The sequence below is a fragment of the Petralouisia sp. genome, from assembly GCF_056822245.1.
In genome coordinates this window covers 37,655-59,119 of sequence record NZ_JBQIOP010000009.1, presented here as the reverse complement: position 1 = coordinate 59,119, position 21,465 = coordinate 37,655, and the positions used below count along the sequence as shown (strand labels likewise).

11 protein-coding genes are annotated in these 21,465 nt (G+C 47.9%); all 11 read left to right on the top strand.

The window, feature by feature from the left end:
* Nucleotides 1–51: 51 nt before the first annotated feature.
* The 11 genes from ACTO17_RS05340 to ACTO17_RS05290 all read left to right on the top strand — a co-directional run bounded on the left by ACTO17_RS05340 (nucleotide 52) and on the right by ACTO17_RS05290 (nucleotide 21,431).
* Nucleotides 52–1,725 carry an alpha-glucosidase gene (locus ACTO17_RS05340; RefSeq protein WP_482557165.1) on the top strand — a complete coding sequence of 558 codons (1,674 nt, stop codon included), beginning with the start codon at nucleotides 52–54 and terminating at the stop codon, nucleotides 1,723–1,725.
* Complete coding sequence (locus ACTO17_RS05335; RefSeq protein ID WP_482557164.1) at nucleotides 1,722–5,609, top strand: leucine-rich repeat protein; 3,888 nt, start codon at nucleotides 1,722–1,724, stop codon at nucleotides 5,607–5,609. Before ACTO17_RS05340 ends, ACTO17_RS05335 begins: the two co-directional genes overlap by 4 nt.
* Before the next feature lie 16 nt (nucleotides 5,610–5,625).
* Entirely contained in the window at nucleotides 5,626–9,084 is a 3,459-nt protein-coding gene (locus ACTO17_RS05330; RefSeq protein WP_482557163.1) for a TIM-barrel domain-containing protein, read from the top strand.
* Nucleotides 9,081–13,610, top strand: a complete 4,530-nt coding sequence (locus tag ACTO17_RS05325) for an Ig-like domain-containing protein (RefSeq protein ID WP_482557162.1) — start codon at nucleotides 9,081–9,083, stop codon at nucleotides 13,608–13,610. Before ACTO17_RS05330 ends, ACTO17_RS05325 begins: the two co-directional genes overlap by 4 nt.
* Before the next feature lie 219 nt (nucleotides 13,611–13,829).
* Nucleotides 13,830–16,223 (top strand): ABC transporter permease, encoded by a 2,394-nt coding sequence (locus ACTO17_RS05320; protein WP_482557161.1) that lies wholly within the window; start codon nucleotides 13,830–13,832, stop codon nucleotides 16,221–16,223.
* A 30-nt stretch (nucleotides 16,224–16,253) separates the two neighbouring features.
* Nucleotides 16,254–17,012: an ABC transporter ATP-binding protein gene (locus ACTO17_RS05315; protein ID WP_482557160.1), complete on the top strand. Its 759-nt coding sequence runs from the start codon at nucleotides 16,254–16,256 to the stop codon at nucleotides 17,010–17,012.
* Between the two features lie 18 nt (nucleotides 17,013–17,030).
* Nucleotides 17,031–17,693 (top strand): response regulator transcription factor, encoded by a 663-nt coding sequence (locus ACTO17_RS05310; protein WP_172536333.1) that lies wholly within the window; start codon nucleotides 17,031–17,033, stop codon nucleotides 17,691–17,693.
* 10 nt (nucleotides 17,694–17,703) lie between these two features.
* Complete coding sequence (locus ACTO17_RS05305; protein WP_482557159.1) at nucleotides 17,704–19,014, top strand: sensor histidine kinase; 1,311 nt, start codon at nucleotides 17,704–17,706, stop codon at nucleotides 19,012–19,014.
* 214 nt (nucleotides 19,015–19,228) lie between these two features.
* Nucleotides 19,229–19,552, top strand: coding sequence for a PadR family transcriptional regulator (locus tag ACTO17_RS05300; RefSeq protein ID WP_135987972.1), 324 nt, complete (start codon nucleotides 19,229–19,231; stop codon nucleotides 19,550–19,552).
* Nucleotides 19,549–20,484: a DUF1700 domain-containing protein gene (locus ACTO17_RS05295; RefSeq protein ID WP_482557158.1), complete on the top strand. Its 936-nt coding sequence runs from the start codon at nucleotides 19,549–19,551 to the stop codon at nucleotides 20,482–20,484. Before ACTO17_RS05300 ends, ACTO17_RS05295 begins: the two co-directional genes overlap by 4 nt.
* On the top strand, nucleotides 20,481–21,431 hold the full coding sequence (locus ACTO17_RS05290) for a DUF4097 family beta strand repeat-containing protein (protein WP_482557157.1): 951 nt from the start codon (nucleotides 20,481–20,483) through the stop codon (nucleotides 21,429–21,431). The genes ACTO17_RS05295 and ACTO17_RS05290 overlap by 4 nt, the downstream gene beginning before the upstream one ends.
* The last annotated feature ends 34 nt before the right edge of the window (nucleotides 21,432–21,465 follow it).

Here is a 21,465-nt window from a genome sequence, read left to right as displayed (position 1 = left end):
ATACAGGGGGAACATGCAAAAACTTGAAAAGATAATGGAAGGAGGCAGACGGTGGAGGAGCAAAAGAAATGGTGGAAAGAAGCTGTGGTGTATCAGATTTATCCCAGAAGCTTCAAGGACAGCAACGGAGATGGAATCGGCGATTTGAGAGGTATTTTGGAAAAGCTGGATTACCTTTCTTATTTGGGAATTGACGTAATCTGGATGTCTCCCATATTTCAGTCGCCAAACCATGATAACGGGTATGATATTTCCGATTACCAGGGGATTATGGATGAATTCGGAACGATGGAAGATTTCAGGCTGCTGCTGAAAGAAAGCCATAAAAGGGGGATTAAGATAATTCTGGATCTGGTGGTAAACCATACATCCGATGAACATCCCTGGTTTATCAAAAGCCGGGAGGAAAAAGAAAATCCTTATTGGGATTATTATATCTGGAAGCCGGCCAAAAACGGAAAGGAGCCCAATAACTGGGGCGCCTGGTTCGGCGGTTCCGCCTGGGAGTACGATGAAAACCGGAAAAAATATTATTTTCATCAGTTTTCCCCTCATCAGCCGGATTTAAACTGGAAAAACCCCAAGGTGCGGGAAGAAATTTTTGCCATGATGCGGTGGTGGCTGGAACAGGGAATTGATGGATTCCGTATGGATGTCATCAATATGATTTCCAAGACGGAGGATTATTCTGACGGGGCGCTGAAAGGGCTGTACGGAGATCTTTCGTCCTATTGCATGAACGGGCCTCAGGTACATGAATATCTGAGAGAGATGCATGAAAAGGTCCTGTGCAGGTACGACATTATGACAATTGGGGAGGCAATGGAAGCAGGCGTGGAAGAGGCGAAAAAATATGCCGGCGCAGCTCGGAAAGAACTGAATATGGTATTCCAGTTAGAACACCTGGATATGGGGAGGGGACAATACGGGAAATGGAATGACAAACCTGTCAATCTGAAGGAATTGAAAGAAATTTTCGGAAAGTGGCAGGAGGAACTGAAGGGGACAGGATGGAATTCTCTTTGCTGGAGTAATCACGATCAGCCCCGGGCCGTCAGCAGATTCGGGGATGATGGAACATATCGGGAAGCTTCGGCAAAAATGCTTGCCACCTGTCTGCATATGATGCGGGGCACGCCTTTTATTTATCAGGGCGAGGAGATCGGAATGACAAATGCCGGATTCCAGAAACTTGAGGATTACAGGGATGTGGAGTCCCTTCAGGCGTATCAGGAGCTTGTGGAAGAGGCCGGCGTCAGCCACGGGGCCATGATGGAATATTTAAAGCTGAAAAGCAGGGACAATGCCAGAACCCCCATGCAGTGGAATGAAGAAAGGCAGGCGGGATTTACAGAAGGCAGTCCGTGGATACCGGTGATTGGCAGTTATCCTGAAATCAATGTACATAAGCAGCGGAGCGAAGAGTCGTCCATATTGAATTATTACCGCAGGCTGATTGCATTGCGCCGTGAAAAACCGGTGATTGTATATGGGGATTTTCATATGCTGCTGAAGGAAAGCGAATCTGTATTTGCGTATGAAAGGAAATTGGATGGCGTGAAATTGACAGTGGTATGCAATTTTACAACACAGGAGACGCCCTGCGGTCTTGTGTCAGAGACAGCGTCTATTCTGATTTCTAATTACCAGGACAGAGCTTCTGGGATATTGCGTCCTTACGAAGCGGTAGTATATGAAGAACAGTGTAAAGGAGGCAGGTTATGAAGAGAAAAATAGTTGCGGCTCTGCTTAGCTTTGTTTTGCTATTAGAGCCGGTAGCGGCAGTACAGGCGTCTGGGACTGTGATTGAAGCGGAAGATACCGTGACGGACATGTCGTCTGTGAAGCCGGAGCGTCCGGGGGATTATACCGGAGAAGGATATCTGGAGGCCACTGACGAAGCGTCAAAGGTGGAATTTACCATAAATGCGGATCAGCCCGGAAATTATGCAGTGGAGACAAGATATTCCAATGGCGGCGCACGGGAGCAGTCTGTGTCCGTGTATGTAAATGACAAATTTATAAAAGAGGAACAATTGCCTGTAACCATCAATGGGGATACATATGCCAGCCTGACCACCTCCCTGCCCTTGCAGCAGGGGGAAAATAAAATCAGGTTTCAGATGGGTGGAAGGACAGGAACAGAATCTATCAGTACGGGCCCCCTGTACTGGATGGCGTATGAGACTCCTTTTGAAGAGGATCACTATCTGGAAGAAGATCGCTGGGATAAAAATGTAGAATGGATGGCGGAGCAGGGATTTGTAGACGCCGGATACAAAATGATGTCAACCGACGGATGGATCGAGGGCGCCCAGGTAATTGATGAGAACGGCTATATCACCAAATACAATTATTCCTGGAATAAAACCTGGAAAGGAATGGGAGATCAGTTAAAGGCAAAGGGGATGACATTAGGGGTTTATTACGATCCTCTCTGGGTGACAGCGGCGGCTTACAATTCTGATGCAACAATAATCGGAACAGAGATACCGGTAAGCAGTCTGGTAAATCCGGAATTTGGACATTTCAGTGATTTTAAGCCTGTGAATCTGCCCCAGGGAGAAGGCTTTGATAATCAGGAATGGTGTCAGGATAAGCAGCCGGCCCTCTACTGGCTGGATACCAATCAGGAAGGGGCGGAACAGTATATTAAAGGCTATGTAAAACATTTTGCAGAAGCCGGCGCGACTTTCCTGCGGGTAGATTTTCTGGGATGGTATGAGAATGGAATCGGCGGCGATAACAAACAGAATGGAAAACCGGCTTATGGAACGGCCCGGTATGAAAAGGCGCTTCGGTGGATGCGGGAAGCCTGTGACGAAAACGGGATGCTGCTGAGCCTGGTAATGCCCAACCAGTACAATCATGCAGAAGTGGAGCTGAAGTACGGAGATATGATGCGCGTGAATGAGGATGTTTCCAACGGCGGTTGGGACAATCCCACAAACGGGCCGGAAAAAGGATGGCCCAATAACCATATCAGCGGCCGGCGCAGAGGTCAGTGGCAGCCGGACTGGGCGCAGTGGGGCAACAGCTTTGACGCCTTTACCGGTTGGGCGGACGTAGGAGGCCGGGGACAGATGATTCTGGACGGGGATTTCCTCAGAATGGCCCGGTTTGATGTGGTAAGAGAGACTTCTGACAGTGAGAGGAAGCTTACCGCAGAGGAGGCTGTGACCGCAGACGCGCAGAAACGCTCCGCAGTATCCCTGGCGGCAATGGCAGGCTCTCCCATCTGTATCGCAGATCAGTATGATACCATGAATGCAAACGCGCCCGCAGGCGTAGACAATAAGTATTATTATCTGAATCAGGAGATTCTGGACTTGAATAAATCAGGGTTTGTGGCAAAGCCTATGGGCCTTGGTGAAAGCGAACGCTGGGCCGGACAGCTGGCAGACGGCTCCTGGGTGGTGGCTTTGTTCAACCGGGACAGAGAGGTGACAAACCAGACGATTAATTTTAAAGAAGATTTGGGAATTACAGGAACTGCCAGCGTCAGGGAATTATGGAAACACAAAAATTATGGCAGGATGGATAGCTTTAGTGTGGATCTGGCAGCCTGTGACTGTGTTGTTCTGAAAATAACGCCGGACACTGTACGGTATGAAGCAGAGGCGGCAAGTCTGAGGGATGGTGCAAAAAGCAACAAAAATCATGGTAATTTTTCCGGATGGGGATTTGCAGATAAACTGGAAAAAGGCACAGGCGACGTATTGTTTGCGGTTCAGGCCCAGGGCACTCAGAATATTCAGATCCGGTACTGCAACGGCAGCGAAACGGATGTTCCCGTTGCGGCAGTTTATGTAAACGGGACGAAGCTGCAGGATGTAAGTCTGCCCTCCACCGGAAACTGGGATACCTGGGGTACTGTGACTGTAGAAAATGCAGTATTTCAGGACGGAGAAAATCTGGTGAATCTCAAATGCACAGGCAAGGCCGGATTTAATCTGGATTACATTGAACTGGGGACGGCAGGGCCCCAACCGGATAAGAAAACAGTGATTGTATGTGAGGCTGAAGAGGCAGAGCGGGGAGCCGGAGCGGAAGTGGCGTCCAACCATCAGCTTGCCTATGGCAATAAGTTTGTGGCAAGTCTGGAGCAGCCGCATTGGGCTGGATCTAATGATACGCTGAAGTTCCGCTTTGAAGTGGAAGAAGAGGGAGATTACGATTTGTCCTTCCGCTATGCCAACGGCAAGGAAAAGGCAACGGCAGATATTTTCGTCAATGACAAGAAGCTGGGATACTTCACATTCCCGACCGTTTATCCGGATGCATGGGATACCTGGGGAATTGTCACTCTTTTTGAAGGAGAGAAAGACGGAGAAAATGTGGAGCTGGAAAAGGTGCATCTGACTGCGGGCGTCAATACCGTGGAATATAAGCATGGCAACGGTGCAGTGAATTTAGACCGTTTAACGGTTACGCCTCATAAGGAGCAGATACCGGTTCGTGTGGTGGAGTCAGTGGAAGCTTTTACAGGAATCAGGGTGAAAGCCGGGACAGCCTTCAATGCACTGGGCCTTCCGGCCAAAGCAAAAGTGAATATTAAAGGAGAAACAGAGCCGATCCTTACGGATGTTGTCTGGAATCCTGCAGATTTGGATCTGAATACCCCAGGGGAATATATTCTGTCAGGAGAGCTGCAGCTGGGCGCGGGAATTTCTAATGACAAGGCGGTGGAAATTACCGTGACGGTGGAGCAGGCAGAAGAAAAGCCGGGAGGTGACGGAAACGGCGGCAATGATGGAAACGGCGGAGATGACGGAAACGGCGGTGGTGATGGAAGCGGCGGCTCCAACGTACAGAACCAGAAGAAGATTGTCAGCATAAGAAGCCTGACAGAGATTAAAGCTGCCAAAGGAACTGCGTTTGAGAAGCTTTTGCTTCCCAAGACGGTAATTGCGGAGCTGGCAAATAAATCGACGGCAGTTCTTGAGGTTACCTGGAGCAAAAACGGCTACGATCCGCAGAAAACAGGAACCTGCACTTTAAACGGAGAAGTGAAACTGAAAGACGGAGTGACCAATCCAGATGGCAGAAAAGCTCAGATTCGGGTAACTCTGCAGGAAGAAAGCCAACAGAACAGCAGCGCTTCTGTGAAAAAAGGCAAGGTCTACACAGTAGGTTCTTATAAATATAAGGTGATGGATACTTCGAAAAAGACAGTGGCCATTTCAGGCAGCAAGAAAAAGAGCATGAAGAAAATTGTCGTTCCAAGCACCATTAAATTAAAAGGTAAGACATACAAAGTAACGGCCATAGGGGCTTCGGCATTCAAAAACTGCAAGAAAGCAACCTCCGTGAAAGTTGGAAAAAATGTTACAAGTATCGGAAACAACGCCTTCTATGGGTGTGTGAAGGTAAAAACTGTGACTTTATACAGTAAGAAATTAAAGACCGTTGGTTCTAAAGCATTTTATAACTGTAAAAAGCTGACAAAAGTCACCATTAAGAGCACTGCCTTAAAGAAAGTCGGAAGCAAGGCATTTACTAAGACATCTAAGAAAATAACCATCAAAGTGCCTAAAAAGAAGAAAACAGCATATAAAAAACTTTTGAAGAAGAAGGGACTTAGCAAACAGGCAAAATTCACTTCATAAGCCGGGAGGGATAGCTATGAAAAAACTGAAGAAGTACAGAAAGAGGACAGCCATTGCCCTCACAGCGGCAACTGTATTGGGGACGATGCCGCCGGCCGCTGATTTGCAGGCGGCTGTCAGATTTGACCATTTCAAAGTAAAAGACATCTATGAAGCGGAAAACGCCGTGAAGGCAGGAGACGCAAAAGTCAATACGGATCACAGAGGATATTCCGGAGACGGCTTTGTAGACGGCATGGGAAATGTAGGGAGCAGCCTGAAATTTAATGTAACAGCCAAAAAAGCCGGGAGGCATACCCTGTCTGTCCGTTACAGTGCAGGCAATGACGGTGACGCCGCTACCATCAATCTCTATGTGAACGGGACAAAACAGGAGCAGTTGGGGCTTGCCGCACTGGGAAGCTGGGACAAGTGGTGGAACCGCAACTGTACCGTGGAATTGAAAGAAGGGCAGAATACCATTGAACTGAAGCGGGAGGATGGGAATGCCAATGTGGCAAATGTGGATTACATTACCATTGAGGAGGCGGATTTCACTTATATTGGGCAATGTAGCAGTTATCAGCAGAACGAAGCAAATGAAGTGACTTTTCAGTGTGAAAATGCAGCAGTCCGGGTGAAAGCATGTTCTGACGATATCATCAAGGTGTGGTGTGAGCCAACGGGAAAATTTTACCGCAGGTACGATTCCTTTACCGTAGTAAATGAAGAGGTGAAAAAGGGTACGGAGCTGAAGGTGGAGGATGCAGGCTCCTGCTACAAGCTTTCCACCGGAAAACTTGTGGTGGAAGTGGCAAAAGCCCAGTTTGCACTGACCTATAAGGATAAGGCGGGCAATGTGCTCTGTGAAAATCAGGCGGAAAGCATTGGTTGGAATGATCAGAACGAGCTGATTGTCAGGAATAAAATTGCTTCTGACGAACAGTTCTGGGGACTGGGAGAAAAAACAGAAGCGTTTAACCGGAAAGGGGAAAATCTGACTGTGTGGAGTACAGATTTCCTGGGACGTCAGGCAGACGCCATGACCGCGGAGCTTGGAAAAGGATGCTGGTATCTGAGCGATCCCCATTATATCAGCTCCAAGGGATATGCCATTTATTTTGACAATACAAGCAGAACTCAGTTTGATCTGGGAGCCTCGGATGCAGGAACGTGTTCTTTCGGCACGATGAATCCTGCGGCGGGCGGAGAACTGTGCTATTACTTTATCGGCGGAGAGAATATGAAAGAAATGACCACCTCCTTCACGGATCTGGTGGGAAAATCCTTTTTTGCGCCCCAGTGGGCATACGGAAATATGCAGTGCCATTACGGATATACCCAGGAAAGAATTCAGGAAGTGGCAAAGACCTACCGGGAGAAACAGATTCCCTGCGACGTGATGTTTTCTGACATTGAATGGTATCAGAACCAGTGCTCTCCCACAGAGTGGAATCATAAGAATTTTCCGAACCCGGAAGCTATGCTTTCTGAACTGGATGCGGCAGGATTTAAGTTTGGCGTTATAGACGATCCCAATGTATCTGCAGCCACCACGTCTACCAGTGATTATAAAGACGGAAATGCTGCAAATCATTTTATACATAACCTGAATGGAGAAACTTCCCTGGCATTCTGGCCCTGGGGCGGCGCAGACGGAAAAGCTGAAAGCGGGCACTCCGGCGTCATGGACTTTTTCAAACCGGAGGCTGCCGAATGGTGGGGTGACAAGCACAATGCTGTTCTGGCTCAGGGAATAGACGCGTTTTGGCTGGATATGAATGAACCGGCCAGATATCTTCCCGATTGGGCATTTTACAATGAAAACGGGAAATCTTACGGCAATATTGAGGAGATGCACAATGCCTATGCATTGAAGCACAATCAGGCAATGTATGAAAAAGTGTCTGAAAATAAGGAAAAGCGGCCGTTTCTTCAGACGCGTTCCGGATTCACCGGTTCTCACCGGTATGCGTCTCCCTGGACAGGGGACATCACAAGCGACTGGACTTCCATGGAGCAGCAGTTAAGGCTGGGACTGGGGCTCTCCATGTCTGGATTTTCCTATTGGGGGTTCGATATCGGAGGATTTTCCGGCAGTTTTACCAATGATCAGTATAAACGCTGGGTGGAACTGTCAACGTTCACTCCGGTTCACAGGTTCCATTATGCCAACTGGAATGAAAGCGGTACCAACGGAGACTGCTACAATGGAATCGGCAAGGAACCCTGGAATTTTGACTGCGAGGAGATTTCCAGGGAACAGATTAATATGCGGTATGAGCTGATCCCGTATTTTTATTCCTGTACGGCGGACAGTGTCATTGGAACCGGACTGGAAGGCACAGCCGGGAAAGGAACCGGAATTCCTCTGGCGCGTCCCATGGTCATGGAGTATTACAAAGATCCCCAGACCTATGATATGGATAGTCAGTTTATGTGCGGGCCGAGTTTCCTGGTGGCTCCGGTGGTATCGGACACAACTAAGAAAGAGGTCTATTTCCCGGCAGGAACCTGGTACGACTACAGTGACGGAACCATTATTTCCGCGGCAGGGGGCGAGACAAAAGAATATGACGCGCCCATTGACAAACTTCCTGTATTTGTAAAGGCAGGGGCAATCATTCCCAAAATGCCGGTTATGCAGTATGTGGGCGAGAAACCTCTGGATAAGCTGACTCTGGATATCTATCCGCTGACCAGTGAAGGAGAAAGCTCCTTTGTGTATTATGAGGACGATGGAGAGAGTCAGAATTATAAAGACGGAATGTATGCCACTACGAAATATACCTGCAGCGTAGCTGCGGATCAATCGCTGACGTTTGATATTGAAGCCAGGACAGGGCAGTATGCAGGGAATGTGGCAGAGAGAGATTATCTGATGCAGTTTCATCATGCAGCAAATGTTTCCGGCGTGCGGTTGGATCAGCAGGTATTGGAATCCAAAACAAGCCTGCAGGAGTTGGAAAGCGCAGAGAGCGGATATTTTGCAGACAGTGCAAATCAGATTTGTTATGTAAAGATGAAGGATGATGCAAACAGGCACACCCTTATTGTTGAAACCGGCGGTCAGAGCCAGTCAGAAGCTATGCAGAAAATGGGCGGCCAAGAGGATGTGCCGGAAGGAATGCAGGAATTGGAAGGACTGGGGAGGCGGACAGAGGAGCTTCTGAATCCGGAAGGAACAGAAAGCCAGCCAAAAGAGCTGCCGAATCCGGAAGGACTGGAGAGTCAGCCGGAAGAGCTGCCGAATCCGGAAGGACTGGAAAGCCAGCCGGAAGAACCGGGGAATCCGGAAGGAACGGAAAGCCAGCCGGAAGGAACGGAAAGCCAGCCGGAAGAACCGGGGAATCCGGAAGGAACGGAAAGTCAGCCGGAAGAACCGGGAAATTCTGCAGATGAGATGCAGGAAGCGGGCAGCGGGGACAGTGTGCAGGAAGATTCCGGAGAAGAAGAGAATCCAAAGGACGCTCTCAGGGAGGAGGATAAGTTATGAAGAAAAAGATAATAGCAGCCCTATTATGCGCGCTTATGATTTTTGATTCTGCTTCTGCAGTGCAGGTGTCTGCAGCTGGAAAGTTAGCCGCGATATCTCCGGACAATGCTGCAGGGGAAACCGGAAGCAGGACTTCGGAAGCGGCCGGCGGCAAAACCCAAAAATCCTCGACAGAAAGCCCGGAGCAGGAAAGAGACAAAGGGGTTCTGCCTTTAGCGGAGGGAACAGAGGAACCTCAGCCGCCTGCAGATACGGCAGTGGGGCCGGATACTCTGGCAGCGCCGGATATCAGCACAGGCCCCCTGTACTGGATGGCATACGAGACGCCTTTTGAGACAGACAGTTATTTGAAGGAAGAACGCTGGGACGCCAATGCTGACTGGATGGTGAGCGAAGGATTTGTGGAGGCCGGATATGATATGATGTCCACCGACGGATGGATTGAAGGAGCGCAGACCATCAATGAAAACGGCTATATTACCAAATATAATTATTCCTGGACAAAAACCTGGAAGGATATGGGGGATCAGCTGAAAGCCAGGGGAATGAAGCTGGGGGTTTATTACGATCCACTCTGGGTTACCGCTGCTGCCTATCATTCGTCGGCAAAGATTGCAGGTACAGAGATACCGGTAAAAAGCCTGGTAAATCCGGATTTGGGCCATTTCAGCGATTTTAAAGAACAGGCCCTTCCAAAAGGAGAAGGATTTGACGGAGAGCCCTGGTGCGTAACAGGACAGCCGGCGCTGTACTGGCTGGATACTGACAAGGAAGGCGCAGAAGAGTACGTCAAAGGATATGTGAAGCATTTTGCAGACGCAGGAGCTTCTTTTCTGAGAGTTGACTTTCTGGGATGGTATGAAAACGGAATTAATGGCGATAATAACCAGAATGGAAAACCGGCATACGGAACGGAGCGATATGAAAAAGCTCTGAAATGGATGCGGGAAGCCTGTGATGCGTACGGCATGACACTGAGCCTGGTAATGCCGAACCAGTATGATCATGCCGCCACAGAATTGAAATATGGCCATATGATGCGGGTGAATGAAGACGTTGCCAACGGCGGATGGGATAATTCCAACAGAGGCCCGGAGCCCGGGTGGACCAACGACCATATCAGCGGCCGGCGCCGGGGCCAGTGGCAGGAAAACTGGGCCCAGTGGGGCAACAGCTTTGACGCTTTTACCGGTTGGGCGGACGTAGGCGGTCGGGGCCAGATGGTTCTGGACGGAGATTTCCTTCGAATGGCCCGGTTTGATGTGATCAGAACGGAGGATACAGATACGCCGATTTCCAGTGAGGAAGAATTGAAAGTGGCAGACGCCCAGAAACGTTCCGCCGTTTCCCTGGCGGCAATGGCAGGTTCTCCCATCTGCATTGCAGATCAGTATGATACCATGAACGCAAATGCGCCGGAGGGTATCGACAACAAGACCTATTACCTGAACAAAGAAATTCTGGATTTGAACCAAGCGGGATTTGTGGGAAAACCTATGGGACTTGGAGAGAGTGAACGCTGGGCCGGACAGCTTCCGGACGGCTCCTGGGTTGTGGCATTGTTTAACCGCGACCGGGAGGTAAAGACCCAGACACTGGATTTTAAGAAGGATTTGGGCATTACAGGAACGGCCGGCGTCAGGGAGTTATGGCAGCATAAGAGTTATGGACGCCTGGATCATTTTACGGTGGATTTGGCTGCCTGCGACTGTGTGGTTTTAAAAATCAGACCGAATACTGTAAGGTATGAAGCAGAGGCTGCCAGTCTGCGCGCCGGAGCAAACAGTAACCGGAATCACAGTAATTTTTCCGGCTGGGGATTTTCAGATAAATTGGAAAATGGTTCCGGGGATGTGTTGTTTGCAGTAAATGCAGAAGGAAGCCGGCAGATTCAGATTCGCTACTGCAACGGCAGCGAAGAGGCTGTGCCGGTGGCCAGCGTATACGTAAATGGAAAAAAAGTGCAGGACGTAAGTTTGCCTTCTACCGGCAGCTGGGACGCCTGGGGCACGGCAACTGTGGAAAATGCGGTATTTGAACCGGGAGTAAATCTGGTGGATATTAAATGCTCCAGTGAGGCAGGCTTCAATCTGGATTATATGGAACTGGGCGATGCCGGCCCTGAACCAGAGGAGAAGATATACATTACCTGCGAAGCGGAAGGAGCGGAAATCGGAAGCGGGGCAAAAATAGCGACGGATCATCAGCTTGCCTATGGGGATGCATTTGTAGACGGCCTGGACGGACGGCATTGGGAGAATTCTAATGATACCCTGAAATTTAAATTTAATGTGGAAAAATCAGGCGATTATGATTTATCCTTCCGCTATGCAAACGGCAGAGAGGATGCAACGGCAGATGTATTTGTCAATGAAAAGAAACTTGGATATTTTACGTTTCCAGTAGTTTATACCGATGCCTGGGACGCCTGGGGCGCTGTTACCTTATTTGAAGCTCAAACAGGGGCGGGAGCACAGGGGATTGAGCTTCAGAAAGTAACTTTGCATGAAGGGGAGAACACCGTAGAGTACAAGCATGGCAACGGCGCAGTCAATATGGATCGGCTGACCATTACGCCCCACAAAGACAGCGCGTCTGCCGGCGCAAGCGTTGAATATATCCAATCCTTTGAAGATAGGAAAGTGTCTGTGGGAACGTCGTTCGCCGATTTGCAGCTTCCCGCTCAGGTGAATGTAAAAATCAGCGGAAAAGAAGAGGAACAGGCAGTAAATGTCACATGGCAGGAAAGCAGTATTGACCTGAATACGCCGGGAGTATACACTCTGACAGGAGAACTGGAGTTAGAGGAAGGACTTGCCAATGGAACAGCTGCAGCAGAAATCCAGGTAATAGTGGAAGATAAAATTGCCAAAGTCAGCGAAATACCGGGAATCAGTGCGGTGGCAGGAACCTCTTTTGAAAGCCTGCAGCTTCCTCAAAAAGCAGAGGTGATATTGAATGGCGGAACAAAAGATACGCTGAGGGTCACATGGATCAGAGGGGATTATGATCCAAAAACACCGGGAACCTATACTTTGAGCGGAACACTGAAACTGAAAGACGGAATTACGAATATCGATGAGGTAAAAGCGACCATTACTGTAACAGTAAAAGAAGGCATTAAAATCCTGGAAGTGAAAAATCCGGAAGGCATAGAGACAGCATTTGGAACGGAATTCAAAGACCTGCCTTTGCCGAAAACGGCTGAAGTTACACTGGCAGATAATCAAACAGAGACTCTGAATGTAACCTGGAATCCCGGAACTTATGACGGCCAGGCAGCGGGAACTTATACCGTGAAAGGCGATCTTGCCCTTGTGGGAGAAATTGTAAATCCTGACAAGAAGCAGGCGGAGATTGCCGTAACTGTGAAAGAAAAAATGCAGGAAGCCCAGGAAGACAAAAAAATCCAGTCTGTAAAGGAACTGCAGGGGATTACAGCAGCGTATGGGACATCCTTTGAAAAGCTGCAGCTTCCTCAGACAGTGGAAGTAACCTTAGAGGACGGAACGAAAGACAGTCTGAACATTACCTGGAATCCGGAAACTTATGACGGCCAGACAGCGGGAACTTATCATTTAACCGGAGCATTGACACTGAAAACGGGAGTTGTAAATCCAGATGGGAAACAGGCGGCAATTGCCGTGAAAGTAGAGGAGAACCAAAATTCCGGAGGAAATCAAAATCCGGGAGGAGATCAGACGCCGGGCACAGACGGTTCAGATCAGGAAGAACCCGGTACGCCTCAAGGGGTAAAAAAAGTTGCAGCAGTGGAAGAACTGGCAGAAATAGAGACCGTGATCGGGACATCCTTCGATAAACTTGCCCTTCCCACTACAGCAGAAGTAACCTTAGAGGGCGGAGCAAAAGAACCCCTGGGAGTTGTCTGGAATCCTGGAACCTATAATGGACAGAAAGCAGGAAGCTGCACTCTGAGCGGTGAGCTGACGCTGAAGGAGGGTATTGCAAATCCCAAAAACCTCAAGGCTCAGATTAAAGTGACGGTAAAAGAAAAAACTTCTGTGAAAAATGGCAAGGTATATACCGTGGGCGCTTATAAATATAAAGTAACCAGCGTTTCCAAAAAGACCGTGACAATTTCCGGAAGCAAGAAGAAAGATATCAAAAAAATTGTGGTTCCTGATACGGTTAAACTGGGCGGTGTGAGTTATAAAGTAACAGCAGTGGGAAGTAATGCATTTAAAAACTGTAAGAAAGCAACGTCTGTGAAAGTAGGAAAAAATGTTGCAAGCATCGGAAAGAGCGGGTTTTACGGATGCGTCAAAGTGAAAACAGTGTCATTAAACAGCAAAAAATTAAAAACCATTGACGCTAAAGCATTTTATAACTGCAAAGCGCTGACAAAAATGACGATTAAGAGCACAGTATTGAAAAAAGTCGGGAGTAAAGCTTTTTCAAAAACTTCCTCAAAAGTTACTGTTAAAGTGCCGAAAAAGAAAAAGTCAGCATATAAGAAACTTCTCAGAAGCAAAGGACTCAGCAAAAAAGCAAAAATAACTTCATGATTCTGTTTCTTTCCATAACAGGAAAGAATGGCCGGGAATGGCGGATTTCTGCAATATAATGCGGAAATCTGCCATTTCTGGTGTGAAGGGAGAAAAATATCAGAAAGATTCTGCTTTTTAAGGATTTATTAATATTTCCTATTTTATAATACCAGTATCATCCGGCTGAACCAGACACAGCCGGGGCTAAGGTTAACAGAACAAGGGAGGGAGAACCAAATGTATTTCAGAATATTGAGAAAAGACTTAAAAAGAAAGAAATCCATCAATCTGATTCTGCTGATATTTATTTTTTTGTCCACCATGTTTATTGCAGGAAGCCTGAATAACTTTGCGGTTATTTTAAACGGCGTGGAAAACTTTATGAATCAGTCCGGTATAGGGGATTTTCTGATTGTGACTATGGGGGGAAGTTCGGGAGAGCTTTCTGAAAATGACAGGGAGATCGAGGAATTTCTGAAAAACCAGGCGCAGGTGGAGGATTATACTGCGGATGAGAATCTCTTTTTTTCCAAAAACCAGTTGAAACCAGGGAACGGAAAAACGGCAGTTTTGGACAATATGGCAATTTTAAATCCTTTTGACATCCGCCAGCAGAAGTTCTATGATAAAGAAAACCGTGAAATCACCGGGATGCAGGACGGGATGATTTATATCGGACAGCGTTTGGCAGAGAAAAATCATTTGAATCCGGGCGATCAGTTAAAGATTCAGTCTGAAGAGGGTTATGAAAAAGAATTTCAGGTGGCAGGGGAGCTGAAGGATGCATTTCTGGGTTCCGATATGATGGGCACTCAGCGGTGTGTGATAAGCCAAAATGACTTCCAGGAGATGTCAGAGGAAAGCGGCCTCCTGCATGGAAGGCTGTACTCTGTCAGCTGCAGGGATGCCGAGGCTTTTCAGGCAGAATATAACAACTGTGATTTCAGCGAGATGTTCAGCTGCAGCAGAGAATTAGTAAAGACGACTTATGTTATGGAGATGGTGATTGCGGCAGTGATTTTGCTGGTCAGCATTTGTCTGATGGCCATATCTGTAATTATGCTCCGATTTACAATTGTATTTACCATAAATGAAGATTTTAAAGAAATCGGCATTATGAAGGCCATCGGCATTCGGGACAGCTCCATCCGGAAACTATACATTGTGAAATATTTTGTGATGGCGCTGACAGGCGCGCTGTTTGGATTTGCCGCCAGTATTCCGTTCAGCCGGGGGCTGCTTATGCAGGTGACGGAGAAAATTGTCATTGAAGAAGGCGGCGGAAGCATTCTGTTTCAGTTATGGATCAGTGTTCTGATTGTGGGGGTGGTTGTGCTGTTTGGATATTACAGCACAGGAAAAATCAGGAAATTCAGCCCCATGGACGCCATACGAAACGGGAACAGCGGAGAGCGTTTCCGGAAAAAAGGAATCTTTCAGATGAAGCGTTCTCATTTAAGGGCCACTACCTTTTTAGCATATAATGACGTGGTCAGCGAATTCAGAAAATATCTGGTGCTGATGCTTACCAGTATGATCGGCGTATGGCTGGTGGTGATGCCTATTAATTCCATCAATACCCTCAGTTCAGAAAAAATTGGAGCATGGTTTGCCCTGACAGAGTGTGATTTTTATCTGCATCAGGAGGATAAGGTGTCGGAGCTGATGGCTCAAGGAACAAAACAGGGATGGTATGATTACCTGGAGGAATGCAGAGAACGTCTGGAACAGGATGGAATTGAAGTGGAACGGGCGGCGACAGAGGTTTATTTTAAACTTCGTGTAAGAAAAGGGGAAAAAACTTATAAATCCTTTGCGATACAGGGATTTGGAACTTCTACGGAACAGTATTTTTATGATGAGGGTCAGCCGCCAATTTACGAAAATGAAATTGCAATGACCCATATGGTGGCGGAAAAGATTGACGCTAAGCTGGGAGATACCGTATATATCACCAGCGGCGGCGAAGAAAAACCCTATCTGCTTACCGCCCTCTACCAGTCCATGAACAATATGGGAGAGGGAATCCGGTTTACGGAAAAAACGGAACTGAATTATGCAGAAGGGGCCGGGGGATTCGGCGCCCAGATCACCTTAAAGCAGAAGCCGGACAAAAAGGAGCTGTCTGAGGTGACAGACAGGGTCCAAAAATTATTTCCGGAAGCTAAGGTGGAGACAACGGCAGAATTTATCGGCAGTATGATCGGGGATATTGCGGGAAGGCTTGAGCCGCTGAAGCTGCTGATTCTGGCAGTGGTTATCGCCATTAACGTTCTGGTGGTGGTATTGATGCAGAAAATGTTTCTGATTCGGGAACGGGGAGAAATGGGAATGCTGAAATCCATCGGATTTTCTGACGGCGCGCTGATTGGCTGGCAGACCAAGCGGATTATGCTTGTGCTGTTTGCGGGCATTGCAGCGGGAACCCTGACCGGAACGCCTTTTTCTGAACTTACGGCCGGACGGGTATTTCAGATGATGGGAGCAGAGAAAATTGAATTTGTGCTCCATCCCCTGGAGATTTATGCAGCGTATCCTGCCGCGCTTTTTGCAGTTACCGTACTGGCCTGCGTATTGGCCATGCGGCGGGTGAAACATATCTCGGTGCAGGAAATGAATAATATAGAGTAGATTTTGCGGGAAAAGAACAGGAGGGCGAAAATGAAAGAAGCATTGCGTGTGAAAGATTTGTGCAAGACGTATGTAACCAATAAAAGGCAGAATAACGTATTGAAAAATGTAAGCTTTACAATTCAGCAGGGAGAACTGGTGGCGGTGATGGGGCCTTCCGGTTCCGGAAAATCCACTCTGTTGTACAGCGTGTCAGGCATGGACCGGCCTACCGCCGGAGAGGTGGTTTTGTCCGGAAAGCGGATTACCGATTTAAAGGAAAAGGAGCTTGCAAAAGTGCGTCTCACCAGCATGGGATTTATTTTTCAGCAGATGCACATGATGAAAAACCTTTCCATTATGGACAATATTCTGCTTCCGGCTTATCAGGCAGACAAAAGACGCAGCAGACAGGAAATCAATGAATTCTGTCTGGCGCTGATGCGGAAACTGGGAATCAGCGATGTGGCGGAAAATGATATTACCGAGGTGTCCGGCGGGCAGCTTCAGCGGGCCTGCATCTGCCGGAGCCTGATCAATAAGCCGGAAATCATCTTTGCAGATGAACCCACCGGGGCCCTGAACCGGAGCGCGTCGGAGGACGTGATGCAGGAGCTGAATAAACTGAATCAGGAGGGAACTACAATTATGCTGGTGACCCATGACATGAAGGTAGCGGCAAAATGCAGCAGGGTTTTGTATATTGTGGATGGAAATATTAGGGGAGAGCTTGCAATGGATGGCCCGGACAGTCAGGAGAAGCAGCGGGAACGGAAGCTGAACAACTGGCTCATTGAGATGGGCTGGTAAGGAAACGGCAGGTGTGGCATGGCAGATATTATTGTGGTGGAAGATAATAAGGAGCTGGGGGAATTGCTCTCAGATTTCCTGCAGGCGGAGGGCTATGACGTGTACCTGGCAGGCTCCGGGGAAGAGGGCCTTAAGCTCTATGAGGAAAAAGGAGCAAAACTGCTGATTCTGGATGTGATGCTTCCCGGCATGGATGGTTTCGGCGTCTGCAGCAGAATCCGGCAGCATGACAATACGCCCATTATTATTGTAAGCGCCAAAGGCGGAAAGGAAGATAAGCTGAACGGGCTGTTTCTGGGAGCGGATGACTATATTGAAAAACCTTATGACATTGACATTCTGCTGGCAAAGGTCAGGGGGATTTTCCAGAGAAGGTATTCTGCAGATGAGATCACAGAGGGCAGTCTGCGGCTGGATAAGGTGGGCCGGCACATTTACCGGGACGGCCGGGAGGTTTCGGTAACGGCCCGGGAATTTGACCTGCTGCTGTATCTGATGGAAAATAAGGGAAAAGCCATTCCCAAGGAAGAATTATTCTGTAAAATCTGGGGATTTGACAGTGAAAGCGAGATTCAAACCCTGACCGTGCATATTCGGTGGCTGAGGGAGAAGCTGGAACAAAATCCTAAAAAACCGGAACGGATTCTGACCGTCTGGGGAATCGGCTACCGGTTTGAGTGAAAGGGAAGATATGAAAAAAATCAACCAATTGCTGCTGGCTGTCCTTTTGGGCGGCCTTGCGGCGTTATGTCTCGTTAACGGGCTGCTTTCTGGGACAGAACTGTCAGAAACAAGCAGGGAATACCGGATTGCCCTCAACCGGTTGGAGCGGACGATTGCAGATTTTGAACAGCAGACAGGGCGGGCGGCAGAGAGCCTGAAAGAGTTGTCCGGTTATTCGAAAGGGACAGATTATCCCTTTGTGACCGGGCTTTCTGTTTTGCCGTATCCAGCGGGAGACAGCCGGGAACCGGAGAAATTCTGGAAAAATGGAGAGGAGGAATATGCGGTAATTGCCACCGAACTGGCATATTATAAGGTATATTACGTTTCCGGGAAAATTTCCGACGGCCCGGTGCGGGTTCTGGTAAATGGAATTGCAGGTTTTTTCCTTCTTTTGACGCTGCTGGTTCTGTGGTATGTAAGGCAGAAAATCCTGCGGCCCTTCACCAGATTCGTTCAGCTTCCCTATGAGCTTTCTAAGGGCAACCTCACCCTTCCGCTGAAGGAAAACAAAGACCGCTTTTTTGGAAAATTTATGTGGGGCATGGATTTACTGCGGGAAAGTTTGGAGGAAACTAAGACAAGGGAGCTGGAGCTGCAGAAGGAGAAAAAGGTTCTGCTTCTGTCCTTGTCCCATGATATCAAAACTCCTTTAAGCGCCATTCATCTGTATGCCCAGGCTTTGTGCAGAAATCTTTACCGGGAAGAATCAAAAAAGCAGGAGATTGCAGGGAAAATAAAAGAAAAAGCAGAAGAAATCGAAACCTATGTCAGTGAAATTGTGAAGGCTTCCAATGAAGATTTTCTGAGTTTTCAGGTGGAAAACAGGGAAATTTATGTGGGAGAAATCTTGGAAGAAATTCGCATATATTATGAAGAAAAGATGGAGCTTTATCAGTTGGAATTTAAAATGGAGCCGTATTCCAACTGTCTGGTCTGGGGGGATTCAGCCCGCCTGACAGAAGCTTTGCAGAACGTGGTGGAGAATGCCGTCAAATACGGCGACGGCCGAAAGATCCGGATTCAGTCCAGACGGGAGGAAGAAGAATATATCATTGTTGTCCAAAATACCGGATGCGGGCTTTCCTCCAAAGAGCTGCCTCATATTTTTGACAGCTTTTTTCGGGGCAGCAATGTGGGGAAAAATCCCGGAAGCGGACTGGGACTGTATATCTGCAGGCAGTTAATGCATCAGATGGAAGGGGAAATAACTGCCGGAATCCGGGAAAAAGACGGAGAATCCTGGATGGAGGTCTGTTTGGCGCTGCATCTGGTTTGAAGCCAGGCTGTCAGAAAAAACAGGAGCCCTGAATTTTTTTAAATAATTGTTGACAAATAATATTATACAGCGTATAGTATTAAATATAAAATAGTAATATTTAGAGAATAGTAATATTTGAAAAATAGTAATATATTCTAAATAATACTTTAAAAAAGCCGCTGCGGTGAAGAACCGCAAGGAGTTTTGAACAAAAACAGTGAGGAGTGATGGCATGGTATTTAACACAGGTGCAGCTCTTTTAGACGCAATCGTTCTTGCGGTTGTGTGCAAGGAAGAGGAGGGCACGTATGGTTACAAGATCACCCAGGATGTACGGCAGGCCATAGACGTATCGGAATCTACCCTGTATCCGGTGCTGCGGCGCCTGCAGAAGGATGACTGTCTGGAAGTCTATGATGTGGAATGCGGAGGCAGAAACCGCAGATATTATAAGATTACAGAGAAGGGAACAGCGCAGTTGAAATTGTACCGCACAGAATGGGTAAATTATTCTTCTAAAATTACAATGTTATTTTCGGGAGGAGAGACGGCATGAGCAGAGAGGAATTTATGAGGCAGTTAGAACGGCTGCTGAAGGATGTAGCAGAAGAAGAGAGAAAGGAAGCGTTGTCTTACTACCAGAGTTATTTTGAAGATGCAGGAGTGGAAAATGAAGCGCGGATTTTGAGAGAATTAGAATCGCCGGAGAAAGTGGCGGCTACCATTAAGACAGATTTGGGAATGGAAACAGGCCCGGAATCCATCAAAACAGATTTGGGAATGGAGACAGATACCGGAGTGTTTACGGAGCATGGGTTTGAGGACAGCCGGTTTGAGCAGAAGCATCCCATATCCATCCGGAAACCGGCAGGCGGGCAGCAGCCAGGCGCCGGAACCGGCAAAGAGCAGCACAGCGGGGACAGTTCCCGGGCAGAAAGCAGCCAGAGCCAGTTCAGCGGCGATACGTATGATTATGAGGAGCAGGAAAGCTCCGGCTATGAAGAAGGAAAAGGCTTTGCCTATGGAGAACAGAGAAGCTCCGGTTATGGAGAAGGGAAAGGCTTTACCTATGAGGAGCAGAAATCCGGTTACAGTAACAGCGGAGACGGCCGCTCCACTTACAGCGGAAGGTCAGGGATGGAAATTCTGCTGATTATAGCAATTGCAGTTATCACAAGCCCCATTTGGCTGGGTGTGATAACCGGTCTGGGAGGAAGCGTTTTTGGGATTGCCATTGCTGCGGTATGCACTGCAGGAGCCCTTTACATTTCTGGAGGAGTGCTGTTCGGCATAGGAATCGGCCAGTTTATCACTGGTAATCTGGCAGTGGGATTTGCATTGACAGGAGTGGGATTGCTGCTGCTGGCTCTGGCAATTCTGGCCACCGTTCTGTGCGTATGGGTATGCGGAAAACTGGTGCCGTGGATATGCGGGGTTATCAGTAGGCTGTGGAGAAGCATATTTTCCGGAAAGGAGCAGAGAGCATGAAGAATTTTACAAAGGCGGCATTGATTATTACATTGATTCTGGTGATTTTGGGCAGTATATTCTGTACAGTGGGACTTGGAATCGGTTTTCGTTTTTCAGAGTTCTGGGACGATGTGGAGCAGGGAGAATTTTCCATCGGGCCTATCCGGCATATTCCCTATATCTATGAGCGCAATGGTTGGGGAGACGGGAGCATGGACTGGGAAAGCAAGGACTCTGAATCCTTTGAATTTTCCTGGAAAGAGATAAGGGAGCTGGAGCTGGATGTGGATTACGGCGGAATTACCATAGAAAAAAGCGGAAAAGATGAGGAAACCATTTATATTTTTGTAGATTACCGGAAGGAAAACCACAGACGGCGGGTGAAGGCTTACACCAGCGGCAAAACGTTATATATTGAAGAGGAGGGGGCCAGCCGTGTGCGGGGAAATGACAGTTCCAGGATTACGGTGCAGATTCCGGAAACAGTAATGGAGGATATGTGGCTGGATTCTGTCAATATAGAGCAGAATGCAGGATATATTGATATCAATATGCCATTGACAGCGAAGGATATTAGTATTAATGTAGATGCAGGGGTATGCAGCGTCAATGAAAAACTGACAGCCAAAGAAGAATTGTGCGCCCAGGTGGATGCAGGGCAGATCAGCTTGTCAGAGATTGCAGCAGAAAGCCTGGACTTAAGCGCAGGGATGGGCCAACTGTATGTAGAATGCATGGAAGCCGATGCGGTGGAGCTGGAATGCGGCATCGGGCAGATTCAGGTAACCGCTGCGGGAAAAGAATCCGATTACAGTTATAACATAGAGTGCGCGGTGGGAAGTGTGCGTATCGGAGGTGATGAGTACAGCGGACTGGGCTCCGGGCGTGAAATTGAAAGTGATGGAAGCCGGGAGATGGATATTGAGTGCAATGTGGGAGAGGTGAGTGTCTCTTTTACAGAGTAACAGGAACTGTTCATAAGGAAAAACAGAAAGAAGG